The organism is Pseudomonas sp. QD4, from assembly GCF_049199125.1.
Taxonomy (GTDB): Bacteria; Pseudomonadota; Gammaproteobacteria; order Pseudomonadales; family Pseudomonadaceae; genus Aquipseudomonas.
The window spans coordinates 1152052-1168006 of the sequence record NZ_JBLZOM010000001.1; the positions used below are offsets into that span (position 1 = coordinate 1152052).

Below are 15955 nucleotides of genomic sequence, written 5' to 3' on the forward strand. Positions count from 1 at the left end.
AAGCAGCAATGATAGCTGCTCAGACCCCGGCCGACCTAAAAGAGTCGCGCGAAGCTGTAGTCGCTGCCGAGCCCGCGAGGCTGCGCTGGCTGGAATGAACGCCGTGGCGTGTCAGGTGGACATGGGCCGCACTGGGGGCATAAAAAAGCCGCAACCTGGGTTGCGGCTTGTTGGACGGCGGGCCGTCAGTGGGCGAACAGCGAGTTGCCCTTCTGCCCGGCCAGCTTCTCCGGTTTGATCAGGAAGCGTGCCAGCGCTGGCAGCAGCCACAGCGCGCCGAACATGTTCCACAGCAGCATGAAGGTCAGCATCAAGCCCATGTCGGCCTGGAACTTGATTGCCGAGAAGATCCAGGTCGCCACGCCAATGGCCAGGCACAGGCCGGTGAAGAGCACGGCCTTGCCGGTGGATTTCAGCGTCTGGTAGTAGGCCTCTTGCAGCGGCAGGCCGGCGCGCAGGAAGCTTTCCAGGCGGCTGTAGATATAGATGCCGTAGTCGACCCCGATCCCCACCCCGAGCGCTACCACCGGCAGGGTCGCCACCTTGACCCCGATGCCCATGAACGCCATCAGCGCGTTACCCAGCACCGAGGTCAGCACCAGTGGCAGCACAATGCACAGGGTCGCCGCCCAGGAACGGAAGGTGATCATGCACATGGTGGCGACGCAGATGTACACCAGGATCAGGATGATCAGCTCCGACTCCTTGATCACTTCGTTGGTCGCGGCTTCGATACCCGCGTTCCCCGCAGCCAGCAGGAACTCCAGGCCGTCCTTGTTGTGCTCGTTGGCGAATTCCTGCACCGCATGCACCGCCCGGTCGAGGGTCGCGGCCTTGTGGTCATTGAGGAAGATCAGGACCGGCGCCAATGAGCAGTTGTTGTTGTACAGACCATCGGCACGGGAGATGGAGTTGTTGAGTACGTCCGGGTTGCGCGACAGGGTTTCCCATTTCAGGTTGCCTTCGTTCATGCCCTTGATCATCTGCTTGGACACGGTCACCAGGGAGATCGCCGACTGCACGCCCTCGGTGTTCTGCATCTTCCACATCAGCTCGTCGATCGGCGCCATGGCCTCGTAGCGCGAACAGCCTTCGGCGGCGGTCTTGACCATCACCACCAGGACGTCGGAGCTGGTGGAGTAATTATTGATGATGAAGCTGTTGTCTTTGTTGTAGCGCGAGTCCGGACGCAGTTCCGGCGCGCCCTGGTCGAGGTCGCCGATCTTCAGGTTCTGGCTGTACCAGAGGCCGCCACCGAAGGCCACCAGGGCCAGGGCGATGGACACCGGTGCGACTTTCGGACTGGCGAAGTTCGACAGCAGGCGCCAGAACGAATGCTCGCGGGTCGCGTCTTTCTTGCTGCGTTCGATCGCCCGCTTACTGATGCCGACATAGGAAATCGCTACCGGCAACAGAATCAGGTTGGTGAACACAATCACCGCCACGCCGATCGACGCGCCGATGGCCAGCTCGCGGATCACCCCGATATCGATGATCAGCAACGTGATAAAGCCCACCGCGTCGGCCAGGATCGCGATCATCCCCGGCAGGAATAGTTGGCGGAACGTTCGCCTGGCCGCCGTCAGGGCGTTATCCGCCCCGCTGGATTGCAGGGCGATGCCGTTGATCTTCTGCACCCCGTGGGAAATGCCGATGGCGAAGATCAGGAACGGCACCAGCATCGAATACGGGTCCAGCCCGAAACCGAAGGCGTGCATCAACCCCAACTGCCAGACCACCGCCACCAGGGTGGTGATCAGTACCGCGATGGTGCTGCGGATGCACCAGGTGAACCAGTACAGCAGCACCAGGGTGATGACGAAGGCGATGCCGAAGAACATCACCACCATGATCAGGCCATCGATCAGGTCGCCGACTTTCTTGGCGAAACCGACGATGTGGATCTTCACATTGGGGTTCTGCGCCTCGAACTTGTTGCGGATCTTGTCTTCCAGTTCGTGGGAGAACTTCTGGTAGTCCAGGGCCAGCAACTTGCCCTGGTCCTGCGGGTCCGGGTAGGACTCCAGCAGCGGAATGTCGACGATGCTCGACTTGAAGTCGTTGGACACCAGGCGCCCTACCTGGCCGGACTTGAGCACGTTATTGCGCAACTGCTCCAGGCTGTCGGCCGAACCGTCGTAACTCTGCGGGATCACCTCACCGCCGGCAAACCCCTCTTCGGTGACTTCGGTCCAGCGCACGCTGGGGCTCCACAGCGACTTGAGGCCCGAGCGATCGACGCCGGAGATGTAGAACACCTCGTCGTTGATTTGCCGCAGGGTCTCCATGTACTCCTTGCTGAAGATGTCACCGTCCTTGGCCTCCACCGAAATGCGCACGGTGTTGCCCAGGTTCGCCAGGTCGTTGCGGTGCTCCATCATTTTTTCAATGAAGGGATGCTTGAGCGGGATCATTTTTTCAAAGCTGGTGGACGGCCGGATCAGCGTCGCCTGCCAGAACAGGAAAATACTCACCACCAGGCAAATCAGGATCACTGCCGGGCGGTTGTTGAAAATCAGGCGCTCGAGAAACGTCGCCTTGTCTTGATGATGACTGCTCATGATGTCCCCGCCTTCTTATTATGTGCCCGGCTCATTTGCTCAGCTCAGCGCCTGTCGGCGAGGTCGTGCGTACGCCACCCTGCCCCACCAGAATCAAATTGCCGTCGCCCGCGGCCGTCACCGCCGACAAGGAGATGCGGTCGGGACGGTTGAAGACGCTGAAGGTCAGGCCGTGGTCATGGCTTTGCACCACACTGCCGCCGTTGCCGACGATCACCAGGGTGCCGTCGTCGAGCAGGGTCGCGCCCGACAGGCCGAACTCCAGGGCACCACGGGCGGCGTTGAGCTCGACCTGGTCCCAGGTGCTGCCGAAGTCGGTGGAACGGTACAGGTTGCCGCGCAAGCCGTAGATCAGCAGGGTATTGGCTTCGGCGGTGCCGATCACGCCGAACAGCGAGCCGTGGTACGGGCCTTCGAGGCGCTCCCAGGTCTGGCCCCAGTCGGCGGAACGAAACAGGCTGCCCTGCTCGCCGACAATCACCAGCCCCGCGTCCTTCACCGCGGCAATCGCGTTGAGGTGGTACTGGTCTTCGTTGTCCAAGCGGTCGCTGGCATCTTCCCAGTGCTGGCCGCCATCGGTGGTTTCCAGCAAGGCGCCGTAGGCACCCACGGCAAAGCCGGTGCTGGCGTCCTTGAACCAGACGTCGAGCAACGGCGCCTCACGCTTGAGGTCTTCGAATTGTTTGATCCAGGTGGCGCCACCGTCTGTGCTGGCGAGGATCTGCGCATCGTGGCCGACGGCCCAGCCCAGCTTGTCGTCGACGAAGTACACCGCCGTCAGCAGTTGCCGGGTCGGCACCTTGGCCTGGGTCCAGGTCTGGCCCTGGTCGTCGGAATAGAGAATGTGCCCACGGTCGCCGACCGCCACCAGGCGTTTGCCGGCGTGCACGACGTCGAGCATCAGGCTTTTGGCAGCCTTGGCCGACTCGGTGGAATAGACCGCAGCAGCGGCGGCATCGGTTGTCGCAACAGCGACTGCCGCCGTATCGGCAGCCTGGACGGGGACCGACAACGCGGCAACCCCCAACAGCGAGAGCGCTGTAGCCAGCAACGCGAATCTGCGTAAGGCCGGCGGGCGGCAACAACCCACACCCATGACAGGCTCACTCATAGACCTTTCCCCCATTATTATTGTTAGGTCATTCAACCTTTAAGGGCGCCGCGCAGGGCGTGCCTGACGATTGACTGATCCCGGATACCGTCCTGAAACCTGCAATCTAGAGCCCCTTCGGAAGCAGATCTATCCTATCGGGCTTTGGAAAGGTCTGACAATCGACACCGCGTTATCTTTTGTTAACTCGAGGCGATGAGACGATAGCTGAATGGCCTGCCATTCGTCGCCCTGATAAACACAAGCCGCCGGATAATTTGCAGAGATTATCCGTAGCCGCTGCCGCCAGGCTCGGGCCGCGTTCAGACGCTGGTCATCTGCAGCACTGTTGATATGCCTGGGGAACAGCGGCGCTCATCAGCGCCAGTGCAGCCTCATGCCTCGGCAGCGGCGACGGCGGGCTTGGATCTTGCGGCATGAAAAAGCCCCGCCCGGGGCGACCGGGCGGGGCTTGCGGTGTCAACCGATCAGGCCAGGCTTTTGCTCACGACTTCAAACACGTCGCTGGACAGTTCGCCCGAGGCGCGGATGCGCTCCAGTTCGGCTTTCATCAGTGCCTGGCGGGCACTGTCGTATTTGCGCCAGCGGGTCAGCGGCGCCAGCTGGCGCGAGGCGATCTGCGGGTTGAAGGCGTTGAGCTCGATCACCAGGTCCGCCAGGAAGCGGTAGCCGGAGCCATCCGCCGCATGGAAGTTGATCAGGTTCTGCCCGGCGAAAGCACCGATCAGCGCCCGCACCTTGTTCGGGTTCTTGATGTTGAACGCCGGGTGCTGCATCAGCGCCTTGACCCGCGCCAGGCCACCCGGCAGACCGCTGGCGGCCTGGACGCTGAACCATTGATCCATGACCAGCGGGTTGTCCTTGAAGTTCTCGGCGAACAGTTCCAGGGCCCAGGCCTTTTCTTCCTCGTAAGGGGAATTGACCAGCACCGCCAGTGCGGTCAGGCGTTCGGTCATGTTATCGGCGTGCTCGAACTGCTCCTTGGCCGCCGCCGGCACCAGGAACTCCGGCTTGCGGCTGACCATCACGTACGACAGGGCAATGTTCTGCAATGCACGTCGGGCGAAATGTTCCGCCTCGGCCACATAAGGCGTGCGTTTGGACACTTCGCGATTGGTCTGATAACGCTGCCACAAAGGCTCGAACAGCTCATCGGCCAACTGCCGGCGGGCAAATTCGCGGGCGGCGTGGATGGCATCGACGTCGGCCACTTCGCTGATTTCGGTGAGGTAGGCCTCGCCCGGCAGCGAGAGCATTTCCGCGACCATGGCCTGATCCAGGCTGTCGTCGGTCAATACGCTGCGCAGCGCCGTGACCAGGCGCGGGTCCATCGCCAGGGCCTCGCCCTTCTGCTGCTGAGCGATCAGCTCCTGCAACACCTGCACCGACAATTGCTGGCCGGCGTCCCAACGATTGAAACCGTCGCTGTCGTGTTGCATGAGGAACATCAACTGGTCGCGGCTGTAGGGGAAGCTCAGCTTCACCGGGGCCGAGAAGCCCCGCAGCAGCGACGGCAACGGCTGTTCGGCGATGTCGACGAAGGTGAAGGTCTGCTCGGCCTCGGTCACCGACAACACACGGGACGTGCCCTGGGCGGTGGCTTCACCGACCAGGCGCAGGGCGATGTCGGCACCGGTGCTATCGAGCAGGCCCAGGGCCACGGGAATCACAAACGGCAGTTTCTCGACCTTGTCCGGGGTCGCCGGGCAGCTCTGGCGGAAGGTCAGGCTGTAGGTCTTGGCCGCCGGGTCATAGGCTTCGCTGACAGCCAGGCGTGGTGTGCCGGCCTGGCTGTACCAGCGCTTGAACTGGGTTAGGTCGACGCCGTTGGCATCTTCCATGGCCTTGATGAAGTCGTCGCAGGTCACGGCTTGGCCATCGTGGCGCTCGAAATACAGGTCGCTGCCCTTGCGAAAGCCCTCGGCGCCCACCAGGGTGCGGATCATGCCGACGACTTCCGAGCCCTTCTCGTACACGGTCAGGGTGTAGAAGTTGGAAATCTCGATAAAGCTTTCCGGACGCACGGCATGGGCCATGGGGCCGCCGTCTTCGGCGAACTGGTGGGTCCGCAGGTACGCCACATCCTGGATGCGCTTGACCGTCGGCGAGTTCATGTCCGAGGAGAACCCGGCATCGCGGAACACGGTAAAACCTTCCTTGAGCGACAGCTGGAACCAGTCGCGGCAGGTCACGCGGTTGCCCGACCAGTTGTGGAAGTATTCGTGGGCGACGATCGCCTCGACCCGCTGGTGCGCAGCGTCGGTCGCGGTTTCGGCGCGGGCCAGCACGGCGCTGGAGTTGAAGATATTGAGGCCCTTGTTCTCCATGGCACCCATGTTGAAGTCATTGACCGCCACGATCATGAAGATGTCGAGGTCGTACTCGCGACCGTAGGTCTCTTCATCCCAGCGCATGGATTTCTTCAGGCTGTTCATGGCGTGCTGGCACTTGTCGATGTTTTCCGGCTCGACATAAATGCGCAGCGCCACGTTGCGCTGGCTCATGGTGGTGAAGCTGTCTTCGACGCACCACAGGTCACCGGCCACCAGGGCGAACAGGTAGGCCGGCTTCATGAACGGGTCTTCCCAGGTCGCCCAGTGCCGGCCGTCTTCGCCGGGGCCACTGGCAATCGGGTTGCCGTTGGACAGCAGCACCGGGTAGCTGTGCTGCTCGGCCGACACGGTGGTGGTGAACCTGCTCATCACGTCCGGGCGATCGAGGTAATAGGTGATCTTGCGAAAGCCTTCGGCCTCGCACTGGGTGCAGAACATGCCGCTGGATTTGTACAGGCCTTCCAGGGCGGTGTTGGTTTCCGGATGAATGCGCACGCTGGTGTCGACAGTGAAGCGCTCGGCCGTCGGTTGCAGGGTCAGGTGGCTGTCGTCGAGCTGGTAGTCGGCGGCGCTCAGTTCGCGATCGCCCAGGCTGACCGACAGCAACTCCAGCAACTGGCCGTCCAGCACCAGCGGCGGCAGACCGGCGCCGCGTGCCGGGTTGCGCCGCATCACCAGTTGCGCATGGACCAGGCTGTGGTCCTCGAACAACTCGAAGGTCAGGTGCGTCTCGTCGATCAGGTACTCGGGCGCCTGATAGTCCTTCAGGTAAATCATCTTCGGTTGATCGGTGCGCATGGTTCGAATCCTTCTACTGATGCACGGCGAGCTGATAGGCCGTGTATTTACGAATATTGATCACGCCCGTGTCGAAGATCAGGTATTGGCCCTTGATCCCCAGCAACGTGCCTTCGGCAATCGGGTTCTTGTCCAGGTTGAAGCTGACGATCTTGGCCGGGTACTGCTCGACCGGGTAACGGATTTCCAACGGCTGTACATCGCTCAGCGCTTGGATCGCCTGCAGCCCGAAGCGTTCCTGCAAACCTTGCAGGCCCTCGGCGCAGGAGGCGAATAACTGTTCGCGCACGGCCACCAGGTCGACGGCGGGTGCGTCGCCCTTGAGCAGGGCGCGCCAGTTGGTCTTGTCGGCCACCTGGCTGCGCAGCAGGTCTTCGACGAAGCCCGATTGCTGGCGGGTGGCTACGCGCATGATCGGCAGCGCCTGGCTCGCGCCCTGGTCCAGCCAGCGGGTCGGCAGCTGGGTGGCGCGGGTGATGCCGACCTTGACCCCCGAGGAGTTGGCCAGATAGACCACGTGGTCGGTCATGCAGAATTGCTCGCCCCAGGACGGATCGCGGCAGGTGCCGGCGTCGTAGTGGCAACGCTCCGGGCTCATGATGCACAGGTCGCACTGGGCCAGCTTGGTCATGCACGGGTAGCAGTAACCCTGGCTGAAACTGGTCTTGGTCTTGCGTCCGCAATGGGAGCAGTGGATCGTCCCGAGGAACTCCAGGCGGACCTGGGTGCCGATCATCGGGTTGACCGGCACCTCCTGCTCGCCCAGGCGAAAGGCGTATTGAACGTTCGGCCCGTCAAGGCGCGCCGACATCTTGCTGATTGCACCGCGGCCAATCTCAATCAATGGATGGCATCCGACTTGAACAGGATGTTCGGCACCGGCGCCGACTTCGAGGAGCATTCCTGCGGCCCCATGTAGCCGGTGCGCTCTTCCTCGGGCAGGTTCTGCATTTCCCAGGCGATGACCGCCTGCAACGACAGTTCACGCTGCTCGGCGGTGAGCTTGCGGCCGTCGGACCATTTGCCGATTTCCACCGCGAGCTTGAGGCTCTGGTAGATCTCCGGGGTGATGTTTTCGATCATTTCTACAAAAGAGGACATGCAACGGTCTCCAGCATTAAAGGGCCAGTTTACGGCGGCCATACAAGCCACCCAACAAACCTGTGAGGCATCCGACGAGCAACCCGCCGACGTGGGCGGCATTGGCGATTTCCCCGAAACCGATCATCGAGACCAGCCCGGACAGACACAGCAGCAACCACACCAGCATCATCACCAGCACGCCGCGCGGCAGGCGATAGATCGGGTTGGGCGCCAGCAATTGATAGATCCAGCAATGCCCGAGCAGGCCGTACAGGACCCCGGACAGGCCGCCGAACAGGGTCGGGCCGCTGAAATAGTATTGGGCGAAGTTCGACACCAGGCTGAACAGCAGGGTCAGGCCCAGCAGGTTGATGCTGCCCTGGCGCAACTCGATGCGCCGCCCCAGCTCCCAGTACCACATGCCGTTCATGGCGATGTGCAGGAAACCGAAGTGGATCAGCATCGGCGTCACCAGACGCCACCACTGCCCCGCTGCCAGGCTGTCGGCCAGAGGCGTGAACTGGATGTAGTCGCCGGTGACGCGAAACTCGAGAAAGGTCAGCCAGCGCAGGGTGTCCAGGTTGTCGCCCAACAGGGTCACCGCGCACACGATCAGGCTCGCCAGCAGCACCAGGGCGGTCATCGGGCTGCGGCGCAACTGTTCCTTGAAGCCCGGGCGCGCGCCAGCGGTCGGCACTTGCGGCAGGTCCAACTGCTGCTCGGGGTCGCCGCCGGGAAAGCGCTCGTACAACGCACGCACATCGGCACTGATCGAGTCCGGCACCCACAGCACCTGCTCACCCGCCTCTTCGCTGACCCGGTGCGGCACCTGCATACGCTGCAGCAAGGTGACAAAACCGCTCAAATCCACCGCCAGCGGCAGACGCAATACTGCAACAGCACTCATCCCAGAGCCTCCGGCCGCTCAACATCGACCCAGACGAATTTATGTGGATCCAGGCGGGTTTCCTGGTCCAGGCGATAGGCCACCAGCTTGCCGTAGAGCACGGCACTGTAGTCCAGGCACGCCAGGTTGGCGCGCAACGGCGCCGGTTTGCCGCTGCGCCAGTAGTGGCCGACGAACAGCAACGGCTCGTCGCTGGCGTAGCGCAACAGGTTGCTTTTTTCACTGGAGGACAGCGGCATGCAGGCCACCGGCTCCGGCAGCGCATCGGGCTGGAACACGATGTCGCCGTAGGTCTGCGGGTCGTCTTCCCAGAACTTGGTGCGAAAGAACGAACGGGTCAGGCCATCGCCGCTGGTCATGGTCTGGCCATGGGGCAGGCGCATGTCGGTGCCACGCAGCAGGCGGTCGAAGGCCAGGCTGGCGAAGCTGTCGGGGAGCGCCGAGGCCTGGAGGAACACCTCGTCGATGCAGCCGTTGGGGTACTGCGCGCGCAGGGGCGCAATCAGCCCCGCATCCCAGCAGGCGTGCACCACGCGAAAACGCCCGGCATCGACGAACAGCGGCAGCTTGTAAAACCAGCCGAGGAAGTCATGCCAGTCGCCGGGGTGCTGCTCGAACTGGTTCAGGGTCTCGCTGAGCAGGCGCGCGTGGCGCGGCGTGTGCTCGCGCACGAACTGCTTGCCGCTGCCCGCAGGCGCCGGGGTGCTCCAGCCCAGGGCGTTGAATTCATGGTTGCCCATGATGCACAACGCCTGGCCGGCCTCGACCATGTCGTGGACGATATGCAGCGCTTCGCGGATTCGCGGGCCGCGGTCGATGATGTCGCCGAGAAACACCGCCATGCGTGACGGGTGCCGCCAGACGCCACCCTGCCTGTGGTAACCGAGCCGGTCGAGCAAGTGCTCAAGGGTCAGGGCGCACCCGTGCACGTCGCCGATCAGGTCGTAACTTCGCGCGGGATCGAGCATCAGTCGCCTCCACCACCCAGCCGGCTGCCCCAGCCGAGTTTGGTCCGGCAAACCTCGTAGTAGTTGTGGTCCAGCGGATGGATCAGGCGCAGCTTCTGCGCCTTCTTGCTGACCGTGACGGTGTCGCCGGGCGCACAGGTAAAGTGGTTCTGCCCGTCACAGGAGACTTGCGGATAGATCTGCATATCTTTGGACACGACGATTTTCAGCTCACTGTTGCCATCGACCACAATTGGCCGGCCTGACAAGGTATGGGGGTACATCGGCACAATCACAATGGCATCGAGCTTGGGATGCATGATCGGCCCGCCGGCCGACAGCGCATAGGCCGTGGAACCGGTCGGCGTGGCGACGATCAGGCCGTCGGCCTTCTGACTGCAGACGAACTGGCCATCGATGTAGATTTCGAATTCGATCATCCGCGTCGACTTGCCCGGGTGCAGTACCACGTCATTCAGCGCGTCGCCCTGGCCGATGGCCTCGGCGTGACGGCGGACTTCGGCCTGAAGCAGGAAGCGGTTTTCCACCAGGTAGTGGCCGTCCAGCACCTCGGCGACCTTGATCTCCAGCTCGTCCGGGCGAATATCGGTCAAAAAGCCCAGGCTGCCGCGGTTGATCCCCAGCACCGGCGTGTTGTGCCGGGCCAGGGCGCGGGCGGCGCCAAGCAGGCTGCCGTCGCCGCCGACCACGATCACCATGTCGCAGACTTCACCGAGCATTTTGCGCGACGAGGTCTGCAGGCCGTGGCCTGGCAGCACGTCGGCGATGGTGTCCTCGAGGATCACGTGCAGGTGGCGTTCGAGCAGAAACCTTTTCAGTCGGCGAACTGTGTCAAGCACCTGCGAACTGCCCAGGCGACCGATAATGCCTATATTGCGAAATTGCTCCATGGGGCTCCTGCAGGGTTCTGGGGCGGGCAAAAGAGGGATTATGGGCGAAAGCCGGCCATAGACAAAATCCTTTCAGCCACCCTCCGAGGAGCTATGCTCGCAGAATGATCCTGTTTCCCGGCTTGCTCGACCTCCCACGCCAGTTGCGCCACCCCGCGGTGCGCGACCTGGCCTGGGTCATCCTCGCCCCGCCCATGCTCGAACACACGCCCTGGCCCCAGCGTCATCCACTGGCCGGCAGCGACTGGGTGCAGGCGCCCGAACTGCTGGCCCACTGGCTGCGCCAACTCGACCAGGACCACCGCGCCCTGGAACATTGGCTGGCCCTGGCCACCACCCGGCGCCTGGGCCTGTACTACGAACGCTTGTGGCAATTCGCGGTGCGCCATGCCCCGGGGGTCGAGCTGCTCGCGGCCAACTTGCCGATCCGCCGTGCCGGGCACACCCTGGGCGAGCTGGACATGCTGCTGCGCGACCGCGACGGCGTGCATCACCTGGAACTGGCGATCAAGCTGTACCTCGGGCCGCAGGCCGGCAACGGCGAAGACAGCGCCCAGTGGCTGGGCCCGGGCTGCCATGACCGCCTGGACCGCAAGCTGGCCCATTTGTGCGAACACCAGTTGCCGATTTCAGCCCGCCCGGAAAGCCTCGATGTACTGACCGCCCTGGACATCACCCATTTCAGCGCCCACCTGTGGCTGGGCGGCTACCTGCTCTACCCCTGGCCCGGCCATGCCCATCCGCCGCTGGGCGCCCACCCCCGGCACCTGCACGGGCGCTGGCTGCACCAACATGACTGGCCGGCATTCCTGGCCCAGAGCCCACCCGGGCGCTGGCAACCCTTGCCGCGCCATGCCTGGCTGGCGCCGGCCCATTACCCTGACGAGCAGACCTGGAGCCCGGCCCAGCTCGAACACTGGCTGGCCGAGCTCGACCCCCATGCTCCGGCGCAATTGCTGGTGCGCCTGACGCAGAAAGCCCCGGCCCATTGGGAAGAAGCCGAGCGCCTGTTCCTGGTGGCCGACCTGTGGCCAAACGTGCCGGGGCAGGCTTGAGCGGCGGCCCCCCGTCCATTGATCACCCCCTTTGGCCCACGCCCACCCCAGGCTGAGTGGGGCTTAACGCCCGCCTCAGGTCATTCGTCCATATTTATGCTGCAGCAGCAAACGACCGCGAAACCCTGTACTAGGATACGAGGGCTGCACTCACTATCGTGCTCGATCAAGGGGTCAGGACATCCTCTTAAAACTCATGGTTATAAAGGCAATGACGCCGCCACCTGGACTCATGGATGAACCAATGAACTCACAACTGCTGTTCCCCCACATTGGCAAGGTCATCGCCAGCACCGGCAGCCGCAACTTCCCCCGCATGCTGCATGCCTTGATATTGACTCAGCTGGCGGTGGACGCGACCCACATCCGGCGCCTGCCGCTGGCCTCTGAAGCGCCTTCCCACGGCCGCAACGCCAGCGCCGCCAATGACGCCCGCGACACCTGCGAGCCCGGGTGGCTGGCCGCGACGGTGTACGACCGACGCAGCCACCAGCCTCTCTGCGACAGCTTCGCCGCAGCGGCGCACCGCGAGGCCGCGCCTGCCCGGCCCGGAGTGGCCAGTGCACAGATGCACTTGAGCAGTCACCGCGACGCCTACCGCTACGTGATCTCGGTGTACCGCTGCGCCCATGCGCCGAACTTTTCCGCCCAGGAACGCATCATCCTCCAGGACTTTTCGTCACTACTGCTGCCCATGGTGGAAACCCATATCAGCGCCCTGCAACCCCTCAGCAGCACCCGCCAGGCGGGCCCGGTGACGACGACCACGGTCCAGGGCCTGGAAAACCTGCGCCAGCGCTTTGCCGAACGCCTGGAGCAATCGGGCCTGAGCCTGTCGAACCGCGAGACGGAAGTCTGCATCGGCCTGCTTGCCGGGCGTACCGCGCCGGAGTTGGCGGAACAGTTCCGGCTCAAGGTCAACACCGTGGAAAGCTACCTCAAGCGCGCCTCGATCAAGATGGGCATCAGTGGCCGCAATTCGCTGCTGCGCTGGATGTACTCCGGCGATGAGGCCACGGCCCCCTGCGCCGCTCGCGGCCTGGCCTAGGATCAGGCCGGGCCGCTTCGGCTCAATCCCGCGCCAGGGCCTCGATGGGGTCCAGGCGCGAGGCATTACGGGCGGGCACAAAGCCGAAGACGATGCCGATCAGCGTGGAACAGGCAAACGCGGTGACGATCGAGCCCAGGGAAAACACCATCTGCCATTCCTTGACCAACAGTGAAAACAGGTAGCCGATGGCGAACGACAGACCGATGCCGATCGCCCCGCCTATCAGGCAGACCATCACCGCCTCCACCAGGAACTGCTGGCGAATGTCCGACTGCCGTGCCCCCACCGCCATGCGAATGCCGATTTCCCGGGTCCGTTCGGTCACCGATACCAGCATGATGTTCATCACCCCGATGCCGCCCACCAGCAGCGAAATCAAGGCAATCAGCGACAGCAGCAAGGCCAGGGAGCGGCTGGTCTTGTCCACGGTCTTCATGATGCTGTCCAGGTTGTTGGTGAAGAAGTCCTTGGTGCCGTGGCGCTGCAACATGACCTGAGTCACGTTGTCCTCCACAACTTTGCTCGGCTGGCCGTCCTTGATCCGCACGCTGATGCTGTCCAGGTGGCGCTGGCCCAGCAGGCGTCCGGCGGCGGTTTCATAGGGCACCCAGACGCTCAGGGTGTTGGCCGCGGAGAAGATGTTCTTGGTCGCCGCCGTCACCCCGATCACCGTGCACGGCAGCGAACCCACCAGGATCACCTGACCCAGGGGGTCGACCCCGGCGCCGAACAGGCGACTGCGGGTGTTGTCGTCGATCACCACCACCTGGGCCTGGCGCCGCGCATCGCTTTCGCTGAAGGCGATGCCGGCCTGCATCTTCAGGCCACGCACCTGGAAATAGCGGTCGCTGACGCCATTGACCGTGGCGTTGACATCCACATTGCGATAGCGCAGCAGCAGGTTGCGCCCCACCACCGGGGTCGCGCTGTCGACGTAATACAACTGGTTGAGGGCCGTCGCATCGGCCGGCATCAGGGTTTCGATGGCAGCGGCGCGGCTGTCGCCGAAACTGGCCCCGGGAAACACATCGATGGTGTTGCTGCCGATGGCCTGGATGTCCTTGAGCACATAGCGCTTGGCGCCTTCACCAATGGCCACGATTGAGACCACCGAGGTGATGCCGATGATGATCCCGAGCATGGTCAGCAAGGTCCGCATGCGGTGCGACACCAGCGCCACCCAGGCCATGCCGAAGGCTTCCTTGAACAGGCCGAGGCTGGCCACCAGGCGCCGGGTGCCCGCCGGCTTGAGGCGCAGTGCCGGTACTTCCGGCAGCTCCGGCCCGGGGCGCGGGTGCCTGCAATCGCTGATGATCTCGCCATCGCGGACCTCGATGATGCGCTCGGCGTTGGCCGCCACCTTCGGGTCATGGGTGACGATGATCACCGTGTGCCCGGCGGCATGCAGCTCCAGCAGGATGTTCATCACCTCCTTGCCGCTGGTGGTATCGAGGGCACCGGTGGGTTCGTCGGCCAGGATGACCTCGCCGCCGTTCATCAGGGCCCGGGCAATACTCACCCGCTGTTGCTGGCCGCCGGACAGCTGGTTGGGGCGATGCAGCAAATGCCCCGACAGGCCCAGGCGCCCGAGCAACTCGGTGGCCCGCTGATGGCGCTGGCTCTCCGGGGTGCCGGCGTAGATCGCCGGCATCTCGACGTTGTGCAGGGCGCTCAGGTGCGGCAGCAGGTGGTAGCGCTGGAAGATAAAGCCGAAGTAGTCACGCCGCAGTTCGGCCAGCTCCTGGTTGTCCAGGTCGCGGGTTTCCCGGCCGTTGACCTGGTAGCTGCCGGCCGTGGCGTAGTCCAGGCAGCCGAGGATGTTCATCAGGGTCGACTTGCCCGAGCCCGAGGCGCCGGTAATGGCCACCATTTCCCCGGCGTTGATGGTCAGGTCGATGTTCTTCAGGGCGACAAAGGCTTTTTCACCGGCCACGAAACTACGGGTGATGCCCTTGAGCTGCAACAGTGGCTGGCTCATGTCAGGCCCCCGCCACAGCGGATACCGGATCGCCGATCACCACCTTGTCACCTTCGACCAGCCCGTCCCTGATCTGCACCTTGACGTTGTTGTTGATCCCGGTCTGCACGTTGCGTTGCTGGGCATGGCCCTTGGCGTCCAGCACCCGTACCGGAAAGCTGCCATCGGCGTTGCGCGGGCCCAGGGCCGCCACCGGCACCATCAGCACCGCCTGGGCAGTGTCGAGCACGATGCGCACCTGGGCGGTCATCGCAATGCGCAGGCGGTGGTCGGGGTTGGGCACATCGAACAGTGCGTTGTAGAACACCGCGCTGCTCTGCTTCGCGGTGCCCGCGGCCTGGGTGTCGAGGAAGTTCTGCGGCGCCGGTTCCGTGCCGCGCAGCTCGCCGTAGTAACGCCGATCTTCACCGAGGATGGTGAAGTAGACCTTTTGCCCCGGGGTGATGTGGATCACATCGGCTTCCGAGACCTGGGCCTTGACCGTCATGGTGTCCAGGTCCGCCAGTTTGAGCAGGACCGGCGCCAGTTGCTGGGCGATCACGGTCTGGCCTTCCTGGGTGACGATGCCCACCACGTCGCCGTCGATGGGCGCGACGATCCGGGTATAGGCCAGGTTGACCCGGGCCGTATCGATCTGGATATGCGCACTCTTGATCTGCGCGTCCAGCGACAGCAGGTTGGCGCGCTGGACCTCGTAGTTGGACTCGGCGGTCTCGAAGTCCTGGCGCGAGATCGAGGCGTCGGCCTGCAAGTCGTTGTAGCGCTCGTAGATCGACTTGGTCTGCTTGAGCTGGGCCGCCGTGGCCCGACGCTGGGCTTGCAGGTTCTCCTCGTCGACCAGGGCCTGGCGCAGGGTGTTCTGCAACACCAGCGGGTCGATTTCTGCCAGCCACTGGCCCTTTTTCACCTTGTCCCCGAGCTTGACCTTGAGCGACTTCAACTGCCCGGAGACCTGGGCCCCGACATCCACCTGCTTGATGCCTTCGAGCAACCCGGTGGCCAGCACCGCGTTTTCAATATCCCCGCGCTCGACCTTGGCCACCAGGTACTGCGGCGGTTCGGCCGGCGCCTGCACGGTGTAGAACACCAACCCGGCCGCCACCACCAGCGCCAGTCCCAGGCCCACGTTACGCAACTTCGACTTTTCCATAGATGACCACAAATGCGTTGAGGGCAGATCCGGCCGTAGCCGGGGCCTTGTCCAAGGGGGCGACCCTGCG

At 63.7% G+C, this 15955-nt stretch carries 12 protein-coding genes; 2 read left to right on the forward strand and 10 right to left on the reverse strand.

Going from position 1 to position 15955, the window contains the following annotated elements; translation table 11 throughout:
* Nucleotides 1-185 precede the first annotated feature (185 nt).
* The 8 genes from ACOZJV_RS05085 to ACOZJV_RS05120 form a co-directional block, all read right to left on the reverse strand.
* Nucleotides 186-2561, reverse strand: a complete 2376-nt coding sequence (locus ACOZJV_RS05085) for an efflux RND transporter permease subunit (protein WP_078473747.1) — start codon at nucleotides 2559-2561, stop codon at nucleotides 186-188.
* A gap of 31 nt (nucleotides 2562-2592) precedes the next feature.
* A complete protein-coding gene (locus ACOZJV_RS05090; protein WP_421547001.1) occupies nucleotides 2593-3672 on the reverse strand; it encodes a WD40/YVTN/BNR-like repeat-containing protein in 1080 nt (359 codons plus the stop codon).
* Nucleotides 3673-4139: 467 nt separating this feature from the next.
* The gene (pepN, locus tag ACOZJV_RS05095) at nucleotides 4140-6803 is read right to left on the reverse strand and encodes an aminopeptidase N (RefSeq protein WP_421547002.1); all 2664 of its coding nucleotides are present in this window, start codon (nucleotides 6801-6803) and stop codon (nucleotides 4140-4142) included.
* A 13-nt stretch (nucleotides 6804-6816) separates the two neighbouring features.
* Complete coding sequence (locus ACOZJV_RS05100; protein WP_421547003.1) at nucleotides 6817-7647, reverse strand: DUF2797 domain-containing protein; 831 nt, start codon at nucleotides 7645-7647, stop codon at nucleotides 6817-6819.
* Nucleotides 7644-7904, reverse strand: coding sequence for a YeaC family protein (locus ACOZJV_RS05105; protein ID WP_020296079.1), 261 nt, complete (start codon nucleotides 7902-7904; stop codon nucleotides 7644-7646). Before ACOZJV_RS05105 ends, ACOZJV_RS05100 begins: the two co-directional genes overlap by 4 nt.
* Nucleotides 7905-7920: 16 nt before the next feature.
* Entirely contained in the window at nucleotides 7921-8793 is an 873-nt protein-coding gene (locus ACOZJV_RS05110) for a rhomboid family intramembrane serine protease (RefSeq protein WP_078473743.1), read from the reverse strand.
* The gene (locus tag ACOZJV_RS05115; RefSeq protein WP_178103002.1) at nucleotides 8790-9764 is read right to left on the reverse strand and encodes a metallophosphoesterase; all 975 of its coding nucleotides are present in this window, start codon (nucleotides 9762-9764) and stop codon (nucleotides 8790-8792) included. Before ACOZJV_RS05115 ends, ACOZJV_RS05110 begins: the two co-directional genes overlap by 4 nt.
* Nucleotides 9761-10651, reverse strand: a complete 891-nt coding sequence (locus ACOZJV_RS05120) for an NAD(+) kinase (protein ID WP_020296082.1) — start codon at nucleotides 10649-10651, stop codon at nucleotides 9761-9763. The genes ACOZJV_RS05115 and ACOZJV_RS05120 overlap by 4 nt, the downstream gene beginning before the upstream one ends.
* A 104-nt stretch (nucleotides 10652-10755) precedes the next feature.
* On the opposite strand from ACOZJV_RS05120, the gene ACOZJV_RS05125 reads away from it, so the two are divergent.
* Together ACOZJV_RS05125 and ACOZJV_RS05130 are read left to right on the forward strand one after the other, a co-directional pair.
* Complete coding sequence (locus ACOZJV_RS05125) at nucleotides 10756-11706, forward strand: DUF1853 family protein (RefSeq protein ID WP_078473741.1); 951 nt, start codon at nucleotides 10756-10758, stop codon at nucleotides 11704-11706.
* A gap of 244 nt (nucleotides 11707-11950) precedes the next feature.
* Nucleotides 11951-12754, forward strand: a complete 804-nt coding sequence (locus ACOZJV_RS05130; RefSeq protein WP_421547004.1) for a helix-turn-helix transcriptional regulator — start codon at nucleotides 11951-11953, stop codon at nucleotides 12752-12754.
* 22 nt (nucleotides 12755-12776) lie between these two features.
* Here the strand turns inward: ACOZJV_RS05130 and ACOZJV_RS05135 are convergent, their stop codons facing one another.
* Together ACOZJV_RS05135 and macA are read right to left on the reverse strand one after the other, a co-directional pair.
* A complete protein-coding gene (locus ACOZJV_RS05135; RefSeq protein ID WP_421547005.1) occupies nucleotides 12777-14735 on the reverse strand; it encodes a MacB family efflux pump subunit in 1959 nt (652 codons plus the stop codon).
* Nucleotide 14736: 1 nt separating this feature from the next.
* Nucleotides 14737-15885, reverse strand: a complete 1149-nt coding sequence (gene macA, locus ACOZJV_RS05140; RefSeq protein WP_078473738.1) for a macrolide transporter subunit MacA — start codon at nucleotides 15883-15885, stop codon at nucleotides 14737-14739.
* Between the last annotated feature and the right edge of the window lie 70 nt (nucleotides 15886-15955).

What these genes read in the sequence shown, in the direction of transcription:
- ACOZJV_RS05085 (WP_078473747.1), bottom strand. Translation starts at nt 2,561, where the DNA reads ATGAGCAGTCATCATCAAGACAAGGCGACGTTTCTCGAGCGCCTGATT.
- ACOZJV_RS05090 (WP_421547001.1), bottom strand. Translation starts at nt 3,672, where the DNA reads ATGAGTGAGCCTGTCATGGGTGTGGGTTGTTGCCGCCCGCCGGCCTTA.
- pepN (WP_421547002.1), bottom strand. Translation starts at nt 6,803, where the DNA reads ATGCGCACCGATCAACCGAAGATGATTTACCTGAAGGACTATCAGGCG.
- ACOZJV_RS05105 (WP_020296079.1), bottom strand. Translation starts at nt 7,904, where the DNA reads ATGTCCTCTTTTGTAGAAATGATCGAAAACATCACCCCGGAGATCTAC.
- ACOZJV_RS05110 (WP_078473743.1), bottom strand. Translation starts at nt 8,793, where the DNA reads ATGAGTGCTGTTGCAGTATTGCGTCTGCCGCTGGCGGTGGATTTGAGC.
- ACOZJV_RS05120 (WP_020296082.1), bottom strand. Translation starts at nt 10,651, where the DNA reads ATGGAGCAATTTCGCAATATAGGCATTATCGGTCGCCTGGGCAGTTCG.
- ACOZJV_RS05125 (WP_078473741.1), top strand. Translation starts at nt 10,756, where the DNA reads ATGATCCTGTTTCCCGGCTTGCTCGACCTCCCACGCCAGTTGCGCCAC.
- ACOZJV_RS05130 (WP_421547004.1), top strand. Translation starts at nt 11,951, where the DNA reads ATGAACTCACAACTGCTGTTCCCCCACATTGGCAAGGTCATCGCCAGC.
- ACOZJV_RS05135 (WP_421547005.1), bottom strand. Translation starts at nt 14,735, where the DNA reads ATGAGCCAGCCACTGTTGCAGCTCAAGGGCATCACCCGTAGTTTCGTG.
- macA (WP_078473738.1), bottom strand. Translation starts at nt 15,885, where the DNA reads ATGGAAAAGTCGAAGTTGCGTAACGTGGGCCTGGGACTGGCGCTGGTG.